Genomic DNA, 11,055 nt, shown 5'->3' with positions numbered 1-11,055 from the left:
ATTCAGGCGCTCTGCTGCGAGATGGATTTGATGCGTATCAGTTTGCCGTCCACCACGTGCAGCCCGCATTCCTTGGATTCCGGATTTTCCCACCACCAGCGGCCGGCACGTACGTCTTCGCCCGGCTGGATGGCGCGCGTGCAGGGTTCGCAGCCAATCGAAGGATAGCCTTTGTCGTGCAGTGGATTGTACGGCACATTGTTGTCACGGATGTACTGCCAGACGTCATCTTCCGACCAGTCGGCCAGCGGATTGAACTTGCTCATGCCATGTGCTTCATCCTGCTCCTGTACATGCAGCTCGGCGCGGGTCAGCGATTGCGCCCGGCGCTGGCCGGTGATCCAGGCCTTGTTGCCGGCCAGGGCACGGTTAAGCGGTTCGATCTTGCGGATGCGGCAGCACTCCTTGCGCATCTCGACGCTGTCGTAGAACGCGTTCAAGCCATTCTGTTCGACATAGGCCGCCACCGCTTCCGGCTGCGGCCGGTACGGCGTGACGTCGTAATCGTAGGTTTCCTTGATGCGCTCCAGCATGCCCAGCGTTTCCGCATGCAGGCGGCCGGTTTCCAGGGTGAAGATGGCGATCCGGTCCTGCAGCTGGTTGCGCAGGATCAGGTCGGTCAGCACCATGTCTTCGGCCGCCAGGCTGGAGGCGAATACCGCCGGCGTATATTCGGCGGCGATTTTTTCCAGTGTGGCCTTGGTGGCGGCTACCAGTTCCGGCAAAGAGGGAGTCGGGCTGCTCATGATCAATCCTGGCTGACTGCTTGGCGATTCACACGGCGGAACAGCGGCGTTTTTTCGTCCCACGAGGTCTGGTATTTTTCCGTGAAATCGGTGAGACCCTTGAGGGCGTCGTGGATGTTCTTGTCGGCGCGTACCGCAAAGGCATTGAAGCCGACCCGCTGCATGTAGAACAACTGGTCGCGCAAGACGTCGCCGATGGCACGCAATTCGCCGCTGTAGGCAAGGCGCGTGCGCAGGTTGTAGGCGATCGAATAGCCACGGCCATCGGTAAACTTAGGAAAGTCGACGGCGACCACGGCGAAATGCGCCAGGTCGTCCTTCAGCTCGTCAGCCTGGGCATCGCTGCTCAGCCATACGCCGATAGCCGAACGGTCCTGCAGCTGCACGCGCTGGGCTTGCCAGACGCCGAACGGGACGATGACCTTGCCGGCCGGGATGCTGACGCTTTCGGCGGTTTCGCCTTCGTGCAGGCGCAAGACGCTCCAGTCGTCGCTGACCACTGCACGGTTCTTGATAATTTCAACGTTATCAATATTAGACACAGGCATCCTCCCCATGGGTGTAACCGGTCGGGATCGGACTGGCGTAGACGTATTCCTTGAACGGCGCGACGCCGAGACGCTGCACGGTATCGATAAACAGTTCTTCTTCGTGGCGCTGCTTGACGTAGACATCCAGCAGACGCTCAATGACGACTGGCATCTGCTGCGCCGAGAACGACGGCCCGATGATCTTGCCGATACTGGTGTTGTTGCCCTGGGCGCCGCCGATAGACACCTGGTACCACTCGGAGCCGTCCTTGTCGACGCCGAGGATGCCAATGTTGCCGACGTGATGGTGACCGCAGGCGTTGATGCAGCCCGAGATGTTCAATTCGATCTCGCCAATGTCATGCTGGAAATCTAGGTTGTCGAATTTCTCGGCGATGGCTTGCGCGATCGGGATCGACTTGGCGTTCGCCAGCGAACAGAAATCACCGCCAGGGCAGCAGATGATATCGGTCAGCAGGCCGATGTTCGGTGTCGCCAGACCTTGCGCCTTGACTGCCTGCCATACTGTGAACAGATCGCTCAGCTTGACATCGGCCAGCACCAGGTTCTGCTCGTGGGTGATGCGCACTTCGCCGAAGCTGTACTGGTCCGCCAGATCGGCGACAAAGTCCAGCTGGGCGGCAGTGATGTCGCCTGGCGGCACGCCGGTTTTCTTGACCGACAGGATCACGGCGGCATAGCCGCTCACCTTGTGCGCCTTGACGTTACGCAGCAGCCAGTTGGCGAAGCCCTTGTTTTCCGCCTTGTGCGCCTCGAAGCCGGCATCGCTGGCGGCCAGGGTCTCGTACGGGGGCGGAACGAAATACTGGGCAATGCGCTGCAATTCTTCTACTGTGAGCGTAGCAGGGCCATCCTTGATGTCAGCCCACTCGGCTTCCACCTGGCGGCCGAATTCTTCGGCGCCCAGCGCTTTCACCAGGATCTTGATGCGCGCCTTGTATTTGTTGTCGCGGCGGCCGTACTGGTTGTATACGCGCAGGATCGCTTCCAGGTAAGTCAGGGCGTGCTGCCATGGCAGGAATTCGCGGATCACGCTGCCGATGATAGGCGTGCGGCCCATGCCGCCGCCGACCAGGAAACGAAAACCGACTTCGCCTGCGGCGTTCTTGACGACGTGCAGGCCGATGTCATGCACCGCCGTGGCGGCGCGGTCCTGCTCGGAACCGCTGATGGCGATCTTGAATTTGCGCGGCAGGAAAGCGAACTCCGGATGGAAGGTGCTCCATTCACGGATGATTTCAGCATACGGACGCGGGTCGATGATCTCGTCGGCGGCGACGCCGGCCAGTTCGTCGGACGTAGTGTTGCGGATGCAATTGCCGGAAGTCTGGATCGCGTGCATTTCCACCGTCGCCAGTTCCGCCAGGATGTCCGGCGACTGTTCCAGGTTGATCCAGTTGAACTGGATGTTCTGCCGCGTGGTGAAGTGGCCGTAGCCGCGGTCGTAGGTGCGAGCGATATGGGCGAACATGCGCACTTGCGGCGTGGACAGCATGCCGTAAGGCACGGCGATGCGCAGCATGTAAGCGTGACGCTGCATGTACAGGCCGTTTTGCAGGCGCAGCGGCAGGAATTCTTCTTCTGTCAGTTCATCTGACAAACGGCGGCGTACCTGGTCGCGGTATTGTGCGACCCGTTCCTTGACTATCTGGTGATCGTATTGATCGTAGCGATACATCTTTGTCTTCCTTATGGGTTGTGGCTAGCTGCGCCACGCCTTTATGACTATTTCAAAACGGATGCAAGAGCCGCAAACTGCTGCTCCCTAATAAATCAGTTTCACTGCGACGCTGGTCAACGTCAGCGCCAGGAGGCCGCGCAGGAATTTTTCCGGCACCGCGCGCGCTGCCAGCGAGCCAAGCGTGATGCCTGGCACGGAGCCGAGCAGCAGCGCACCGAGCAGGCTCCAGTCGATCGATCCCAGCCACCAGTGGCCGAGCGCGGCGATGGCGGTCAGCGGCACTGCGTAGGCGATGTCGGTGCCGGCCACTTCGGCCGGCGACAGGCGCGGATACAGCAGCACCAGGATGGTGGCGCCGACCGCGCCGGCGCCGATCGACGACATGGTGACCAGCGCACCGAGCACGATGCCGGCAATCACGGTGGCGCTGGTCAGGTTCCTGCCCTGCAGCTGCTTTTCCGGATGGGCATTCAGCCACAACTGGAGCTTGCCCTTGAACAGCAGGGCAACCACGGTCAGCAGCACTGAAATAGCGATCGAGTAACGGATGATCTGGCCGATTTCAGTGCTGATGCCGCCTAAATACTTGAGGATCAGCGCGGTGGCGATGGCGGCCGGCAAGGCGCCCAGCGACAGCAGCCTGACGATGTCCCAGCGGACGGTTCCTTTGGAGCGATGCGCGACCGTACCGGCGACCTTGGTCACTGACGCAAACGCCAGGTCGGTGCCCACGGCAACGCTGGGATGGATGCCGAACAGCAGGGTCAGCAAAGGCGTCATCAGCGAGCCGCCGCCGACACCAGTCAATCCCACTAACAATCCGACGGCAAAACCGCTCACTACATAAGAAACAGTCATATCACCTCGTACTAAACACCTCGAATCGTAATAAACTTCGCATATATGTCCAACTACAGACTATTTATTTGCTTATATGCGTATTTGATATATGTAAATACAGGGAGCGCGTTTGCTACTGGCGGGACTTTGAGTGTAGCAGGGAGTAATACAGGTAGATAGTTGCCGGGATGAAATTGTGTTTTCATCAATATTCCGGCCGTGCTGCACGGATTCTTATTAAAGAAAAAACAAGGAAAATTCATGAATCTCCATCAGTTCCGCTTCGTCCGCGAAGCGGTGCGCCAAAATTACAACCTGACCGAGGCAGCCAAGGCGCTGTATACCTCGCAGCCGGGCGTCTCCAAGGCGATCATCGAGCTGGAGGAAGAACTTGGCGTTGATATTTTTACACGGCACGGCAAGCGCATCCGCGGACTGACCGAGCCGGGGCGGGCGGTGCTGAAGTCGGTCGAGCTGATCATGCAGGAAATCGATGGCCTCAAGCGCATCGGCAACGAATACGCCGCGCATGACAGCGGCAGCTTCACGATTGCCACCACGCATACCCAGGCGCGCTATGCCTTGCCGAAAGTGGTGCAGGCCTTCACCCAGAAATTTCCCAAGGTGCGCTTGTCGTTGCTGCAGGGCAATCCCAAGCAGGTGGCCGACATGGTACGCAACGATCAGGCCGACCTGGCTTTGGCGACCGAAGCCATCGTCAATGCGGATGGCCTGGTGACCTTGCCTTGTTATCAGTGGGAGCACGTGGTGGTGGTGCCGCCCGATCATCCCTTGCTGCAGTCGAAGGCGATCACGCTGGAAGAGATTGCTGCCTTCCCTTTGATTACCTACGACAGCGCTTTCACCGGCCGCACCAAGATCGACCATGCGTTTTCATTGCGCAACCTGAAGCCGGATGTGCTGTTGGAGGCGATCGACGCCGATGTGATCAAGACCTATGTCGAACTGGGCATGGGGGTAGGCATCATCGCCGGCATGGCGTTCGACGCCGAGCGCGATACCGGTCTGCGTTCGATTCCGGTCGGCCATCTGTTCGGCACCAATATCTCGCGGGCGGCGGTCAAGCAGGGCGCCTATCTGCGCAGCTATGTGTATACCTTCATCGAACTGCTGGCGCCGACCATGAACCGCAAGCTGATCGAGCAAGTAATGAATGGCGAGAAGGATATGTACGAGCTGTAAACCGGCCGGCAAAAAGGAAAAGGGGCAAGCGTGACGCTTGCCCCTTTTTGTTTCAAAGCTTCAATTCTCAATAACCGGCGTCGCGTATTGCATTTTCGGTAGCATGCTTGGCCGCCTCGATGCGTTGCATGGCGTGCTGCTGCAGTCCGAACACGCGCGGATCGTCTTCGCGCTGGCCGACGTCATTGCGGGCGCGTTCCAGCGCTTCCACCGCATCATGCAGGCGGCCGCGGCGTTCCGGACGGGCATCCGGCTGTTCTTCACGATAGACATCCTTGCCGACGTCCATTCCAAGCTGGGTGATCTCGCGCGTGGCGGCATCGATCTCGGCCAAGGCGATCTGTTCGCTGCGGCCCATGACCCAGTTATCGCCTGGACGATGGTCGATCAGCCAGCGCGCCACGTGCAGGTCCGCCAATGCATGTAGATAGGCGCCGTGATGGCCGGGTTCGTCGGCTTGCGCGGCGAGCGGCAGCACCGCTGGCGCCAGCAGCAGGGAAAGGACGAGTTTGTGGATCAGTTTCATAAAGGCTCCGTGTTTATTTTTGTATGGCAATGTATTCGAACGGAAACTCAAATCTTGTTCAATTCAATAATTTCCGGCTGGAAATTATACCGATGCTCTCGCATTGCATAAGCCCGCTTACTTCTACTTACTACTTGATAAAGATCGACAGCGAGCGATCAATAGCGGTCGTACGGATGGTAGTAATGTGGGCGGTAATAACCGGGGCCGACTGGCGCCACGATACAGCCGCTCAGCAAGGTGCTGAGGATGGTGCCAAGCACCAGTGAGGCAATAAGTTTTTTCATGATGTCCGTCCTGAGTGAAGTAAGTTACCAGGACTTCAGGATGCCACCGTCGGATTGATACAGGTGCTTCGAGACGGTGTGAGATGTAACGCTTTGTGAGGCAGTGTTAAAGCAGATGTGCAGACCGTGCGAGCTTGCTGCAAGCCCGGCCTGCGCCACTTTTTACTCGGTGACGGCGTCTGCCGCGGGCTTGATGTGCAAGGTAATCGGCGGCACCTTGCTCACCAGCCAGAGGGCAATGCCAGTGACCACCACAGCGAGGCCGACGCCCATGTGGATTGCACCGATCAATGCCTCGCGCGCCGCTTCCAGCAACAGCTGGCCCTGATGGCCGGCGCCGGCCAGCTGCGCCAGCACGGTAGTCTGGGTCTCATGGCTGATGAGGATTTGCGGGTCGGCGAAACTGGCGAACCAGTCGCCGGCTTTCTGCTCCGCCAGCGCTTGCTGCACGCTGCCGGCATACATGTGGTTGATCAGGGTGCCGATGATGGCGGTGCCCAGCATGCTGCCGATCATGCGCAAGGATTGCATCAGGGCGGTGGCGATGCCGAGATGCTCGCGACCGGCTTCCTGCTGGATGAAGATGGTCAGGTTAGGCAGGATGAAGCCCAGCCCCAGGCCGCCGGTCAGCATGAAGCCGACGATCACGCTGTGCGAGGTCCAGCGGTTGGAAATCACCACGCCCAGGCAAGACAGCGCCAGCAGGGTGAAGCCGATGTACAGCATGATGTTGGGATTCCTGAGGCGCGGGATGATGCGGCCGTTGGAAATGCTCCCCACCATGATGCAGGCCACCAGCGGGGTGATCAGCAGCCCGGCTTCCTGCGGCGACAGACCGAAGCCGCCCTGGTAAAGCAGCGGCGCATAGAACATCAGCGAAAACATAGAGAAGCCACTTAGCACCGACAGCAGGAACAGGGTCGACAATTTGCGGTCGAGCAGCAGATCGAAGGGCAGGATAGGCTGGGGCGTGTGATGCTCCCATTTCCATAGCGCGACGAAGCTGACGACGCTGGCCGCCAGCAAGCCCAGCATGCCGAGCGACAAGCCGTGCTGCGGCAGCATTTCCACGAACAGCTGCAGGCAGCCGAGAGAAGCGGTGATCAGCAGGGCGCCAGGCCAGTCGAGGCGGATCTTGGCGTCCGGGTGGGTATGGCGCAGATGCGGCAGGTATTTATATACGAAGAAGAGGGACAGCACGCCGACCGGCAGGTTGACATAGAACACCCAGCGCCAGCCCCAGTACTGTGTCAGGAAGCCGCCCAGCGAGGGTCCGACCGCGGTAGCGATGCCGAAGGCGGTGCTCATCATGACTTGCCAGCGCAGGCGCACGTGGGCGCCCGGGAACAGGTCGGGGATGCAGGCAAACGCCGTGCCGACCAGCATGCCGCCGCCTATGCCTTGCAGGCCGCGGGCGATCACCAGCCACAGCATGCTGTCGGCCATGCCGCACAGGATGGAGGCGGCGGTGAACAGGATGATGGAGACCAGCACAAAGGGTTTGCGGCCGTAGAAATCGCCCAGGCGGCCGAAAATCGGCACCGTGATCACCGAGGTCAGCAGATAGGAAGTCGCAACCCAGGCATACAGCTCGAAGCCTTTCAGTTCGGCGACGATGGTCGGCAACGCGGTGCCGACCACGGTCGAATCGAGCGCCACCAGCATCACCACGAAGGCGATGCCCAGCATGGCAAGCAATGATTCACGGAAGGGTAAAACCTGGTCGCTCGAATGGGCGGAGGCGGAATGGATAGCCATATGATTTTTATCGGCGGAGTCGCCGCTTGGTGGGACAGGGCATGGAAATCTGTAAAAAATTGCTGCAAGGCACAGCCGAATACGGAGGAATACTTATTGCGAAGACAAGATCATACGCCCCTTGGCCGGTTTCTGCTGCGCGCCGCCGGCGGCAACTTATAATCACGCGCTACGCCATATTTTTCATCTGAAAAAACAAACACCGACACGCAGTAAAGCAAGCGATGAAAAAAACAGAAACCAAGGCGCTCAACATCGTCGAACAGCACGGGCAGGCCAGCCTGTCGCCAGGCCAGAAAATCTTCAATGCGCTGATCAAGAAACTGGAGACCGAGCGCCAGCTGCTGGCGGCCTGGCAAGAGATGATTCCGCTGCACCAGCAGCACTATGTCAGCCAGTACCAGCCTCTGATACGCAGCTATCACGGGCTGGTGGCGCAGCTGGTGCGCTTGCTCGACGACGCTTATTCGGCAAAGGGCTTGAGCCGGCACGACCAGGAAAAAATCAGCCACATCATCTGTTCGGTCAGCGCCGCCGTCATCGGCGACAGCGATGCCGCGGACTTGAAACGGATTTATCACATGCATGGCGGCGCCGATGCCGATGCAGCGGAAGGGCAGCGGGACGACTCTGAGGAGTCCGCGCAGCAGGCGGAGGCCGACGCCAATGCGTCGGCCGAATACGGCCGTGAAGGCGCCGGAAAACGCAGGAAATCGGCCAAGGCCGCGGCCAGGGAAGCCAGGCAGCAGGAAGAACTGCAAAACGCCAGCCAGTCGGTGCGCGAAGTCTATCGCAAGCTGGCCAGCGCCCTGCATCCTGACCGCGAGCAGGATCCCTTGGAACGCGCACGCAAGACAGCGCTGATGCAAAGGGTGAATATCGCCTATGACAAGAAGGACCTGCTCGGCTTGCTGGAGCTGCAGCTGGAAATCGAGCAGATCGACCAGAGCCGTATCAATTCCCTGTCGGAACAGCGCCTGCAGCACTACAGCAAGGTGCTGACGGAGCAGTCGGCTGAACTGCGGGATGAGATTGCCGGACTGGAGGCGGATTTCCGCAGGCGCTGCAATTTCGGGCCGCAAGAGGCCTTGTCGCCGGCGCTGGCGATGCGCCGCCTGAAAAGCGATATCAAGGGTCTGCAACAGCATATCGCTGCGCTCAAGAACGACTTGCTGGCGTTTGCCGATGTCAAAAACATCAAGGCCTGGCTGAAAAGCTATCAAATCTAGGCCGGTCGCTTTCCCGGGTTGTGACAATCTATCAAGGCGATAGGCGGCATTCTGCTGCATTTGCGCCGGTTTCGCTGACATCCCGATGGCTGCCAGTGGCCTATTTAGGGGGAATTGCGCAGGGATAATTTATAATCATGTCTTTGCGCCCAATTCCAATGAATCCGCTGCCCCCGAGTTTGTCCGACCAGACGCTGCGCCAGGTGCGGCGCGCCTGGCGTAAATACGGCATTTTGTGGATGGGGGCGGTGCTGGTTGGCTTGGTCGCGGTGCTGTATGCGTGGCTGATGGATGTCGGCTTCGGCATGTTCCGCTCCATGCAGCAATCGCATTTCTGGCTGCCGCTGTTCATCACGCCGGCAGTCGGCGCTCTGTGTGTATGGGCCACGCGCCGGTATTTTCCCGGCGCCGAGGGCAGCGGCATTCCGCAAGTGATCGCTACGCTGGAAGAGGACACTACCCGGCGCGGCCAGTCGCTGCTGTCGATCAAGCTGTTGCTGGGCAAGATCGGCGTCTCCTTCATCGGCATCCTGGGCGGCTTCACCATCGGCCGCGAAGGACCGACAGTGCAGGTTGGCGCCGCCCTCATGTTCAATTTGCGGCGCCTGTATCCGCGCGCCAGTGCGGCGCTGGAGCGGCGCCTGATACTGGCTGGGGCCGCGGCCGGCTTGTCGGCCGCATTCAACACACCGCTGGCGGGGATTGTGTTTGCGATTGAAGAATTGACGCGCAGCTTTGAACACAGGGCCAGCGGCGTCGTGATTACCGTGATTATTTTTGCCGGTGCGGTAGCCTTGGGCTTGAACGGCAACTACACTTATTTCGGCACCATTCATATCAATAGCGCGCTGACCGACATGCTGGCGCTGGCGGTACTGGTGACCGGGATTCTTACCGGCATCGCCGGCGGCTTTTTTTGCTGGCTGCTGCTCAACACCAAGCGCTGGATTCCGGCCCGGCTGCAGCATCTGCGCAGCAACCGTCCGATTGCCTTCGGCGCGCTGTGCGGCCTGGCGGTTGCGCTGATCGGCATCATTGCCGGCGGCGCCACCTTCGGTAGCGGCTATGTCGAAGCCAAGGGTTTGCTGGAAGGGCACCAGCAGCTGTCGGTGTTTTATCCGTTCCTGAAGATGGCGTCGATGGTGTCGTCCTACCTGCCGGGGATTCCGGGCGGCATTTTCGCGCCATCCTTGTCGATCGGTGCCGGTTTCGGCAACTTGCTGCACCAGGTGTTCGGCAATACCTCCCTGGAGATGCTGATTGCGCTGGCGATGGTGGGATATCTGGCGGCGGTGACGCAGTCGCCGATCACCGCCTTCGTGATCGTGATGGAAATGATCAACGGCCACGCCCTGGTGATCTCGCTGATGGCGACGGCGCTGATCGCCAGCCGCGTCTCGCGCTTCTTTGCGCCGCCGCTGTATGACGCGCTGTCGGAGCGTTATCGGGTGGCTTGCGCCGAAGCGATGCCGGCTAACGCCGAAATAGAACAAATGAAGTTGAAAGAAGTTGGGGAAGTTAAAGAAGTGAAGGAATTGAACAATGAGCAGAATAGTGACAGTGAACTTGGAAGCGGAACGCAAAAATGATTAATACCGATATGGTGGCTTACTACGCCAAACGTGCTGCGACTTACGAAGAGATCTACCAGCGCCCCGAGCGCCAGGACGAGTTGCTGACCCTGCAGGTCAGGGTGCAGGAATTGATGGAAGGCCACGACGTGCTGGAACTGGCTTGCGGCACCGGCTTCTGGACCGAACAGATTGCCGCCACCGCGAAATCGGTGCTGGCGACCGACATCAATCCGGAAATGATTGTACTGGCCGAGGCCAAGCAGCTGCCGGCCGGCAAGGCAACGTTTGCGTTGCAAGACATTAACACTTTCCAGACCGAGCGCAAGTTCACCGCCTGCTTCCTGGGTTTCTGGTGGTCGCATGTGGGACGTCAGGACCAGGTCCGTTTCATCGCCCAGCTGCGCGAAAAACTCGGCAAGGATATCTTGCTGGTGATGATAGACAACGGCTACGTCGAAGAGCAGAGCACGCCCATCGCCCGAACCGATGCCGATGGTAATACCTACCAGTTCCGTACCTTGCCCGACGGCGAGCGCTACGAAGTCATGAAGAACTTCCCGACCGACAGCGGCTTGCGCAAGAAGCTGGCGCCGATCACCCGCGAACTGCGCATCCTGCGGCTGGAGTATTACTGGCTACTGAGCTGTCGCATCAAGTAAG

The 11,055-nt window shown here is 59.5% G+C and carries 11 protein-coding genes; 4 read left to right on the top strand and 7 right to left on the bottom strand.

Annotated elements, in window-relative coordinates; translation table 11 throughout:
• Window positions 1-2: 2 nt before the first annotated feature.
• The 4 genes from BCF11_RS05510 to BCF11_RS05495 all read right to left on the bottom strand — a co-directional run bounded on the left by BCF11_RS05510 (window position 3) and on the right by BCF11_RS05495 (window position 3,836).
• Window positions 3-746 (bottom strand): phosphoadenylyl-sulfate reductase, encoded by a 744-nt coding sequence (locus BCF11_RS05510; protein WP_098493854.1) that lies wholly within the window; start codon window positions 744-746, stop codon window positions 3-5.
• Window positions 747-748: 2 nt separating this feature from the next.
• The gene (locus BCF11_RS05505) at window positions 749-1,294 is read right to left on the bottom strand and encodes a DUF934 domain-containing protein (RefSeq protein WP_098493853.1); all 546 of its coding nucleotides are present in this window, start codon (window positions 1,292-1,294) and stop codon (window positions 749-751) included.
• Window positions 1,281-2,975, bottom strand: coding sequence for a nitrite/sulfite reductase (locus tag BCF11_RS05500; protein ID WP_098493852.1), 1,695 nt, complete (start codon window positions 2,973-2,975; stop codon window positions 1,281-1,283). Before BCF11_RS05500 ends, BCF11_RS05505 begins: the two co-directional genes overlap by 14 nt.
• An 87-nt stretch (window positions 2,976-3,062) precedes the next feature.
• Complete coding sequence (locus BCF11_RS05495) at window positions 3,063-3,836, bottom strand: sulfite exporter TauE/SafE family protein (RefSeq protein ID WP_098493851.1); 774 nt, start codon at window positions 3,834-3,836, stop codon at window positions 3,063-3,065.
• Between the two features lie 243 nt (window positions 3,837-4,079).
• Here BCF11_RS05495 and BCF11_RS05490 point away from each other — a divergent pair, with 243 nt between their 5' ends.
• On the top strand, window positions 4,080-5,021 hold the full coding sequence (locus BCF11_RS05490; protein WP_061943221.1) for a CysB family HTH-type transcriptional regulator: 942 nt from the start codon (window positions 4,080-4,082) through the stop codon (window positions 5,019-5,021).
• A 67-nt stretch (window positions 5,022-5,088) separates the two neighbouring features.
• On the opposite strand, the gene BCF11_RS05485 is transcribed toward BCF11_RS05490, so the two are convergent.
• From BCF11_RS05485 to BCF11_RS05480, 3 genes are all read right to left on the bottom strand, one after another.
• Window positions 5,089-5,547, bottom strand: a complete 459-nt coding sequence (locus BCF11_RS05485; protein ID WP_098493850.1) for a hypothetical protein — start codon at window positions 5,545-5,547, stop codon at window positions 5,089-5,091.
• A 158-nt stretch (window positions 5,548-5,705) separates the two neighbouring features.
• Window positions 5,706-5,834, bottom strand: coding sequence for a hypothetical protein (locus BCF11_RS28495; protein ID WP_255407776.1), 129 nt, complete (start codon window positions 5,832-5,834; stop codon window positions 5,706-5,708).
• A 162-nt stretch (window positions 5,835-5,996) separates the two neighbouring features.
• Entirely contained in the window at window positions 5,997-7,592 is a 1,596-nt protein-coding gene (locus BCF11_RS05480) for an MDR family MFS transporter (protein ID WP_098493849.1), read from the bottom strand.
• A 224-nt stretch (window positions 7,593-7,816) separates the two neighbouring features.
• Between BCF11_RS05480 and BCF11_RS05475 the strand changes: the two genes are divergently transcribed.
• From BCF11_RS05475 to BCF11_RS05465, 3 genes are all read left to right on the top strand, one after another.
• Window positions 7,817-8,821 carry a J domain-containing protein gene (locus BCF11_RS05475; RefSeq protein ID WP_098493848.1) on the top strand — a complete coding sequence of 335 codons (1,005 nt, stop codon included), beginning with the start codon at window positions 7,817-7,819 and terminating at the stop codon, window positions 8,819-8,821.
• A gap of 137 nt (window positions 8,822-8,958) precedes the next feature.
• On the top strand, window positions 8,959-10,410 hold the full coding sequence (locus tag BCF11_RS05470) for a chloride channel protein (RefSeq protein WP_233212380.1): 1,452 nt from the start codon (window positions 8,959-8,961) through the stop codon (window positions 10,408-10,410).
• Window positions 10,407-11,054: a trans-aconitate 2-methyltransferase gene (locus BCF11_RS05465; RefSeq protein WP_098493847.1), complete on the top strand. Its 648-nt coding sequence runs from the start codon at window positions 10,407-10,409 to the stop codon at window positions 11,052-11,054. Before BCF11_RS05470 ends, BCF11_RS05465 begins: the two co-directional genes overlap by 4 nt.
• The last annotated feature ends 1 nt before the right edge of the window (window position 11,055 follow it).

The organism is Collimonas sp. PA-H2 (genome assembly GCF_002564105.1).
Lineage (GTDB): Bacteria > Pseudomonadota > Gammaproteobacteria > Burkholderiales > Burkholderiaceae_D > Collimonas.
Note: the sequence above shows the minus strand (reverse complement) of the source record. Positions and strands in the feature narration are given on the sequence as shown.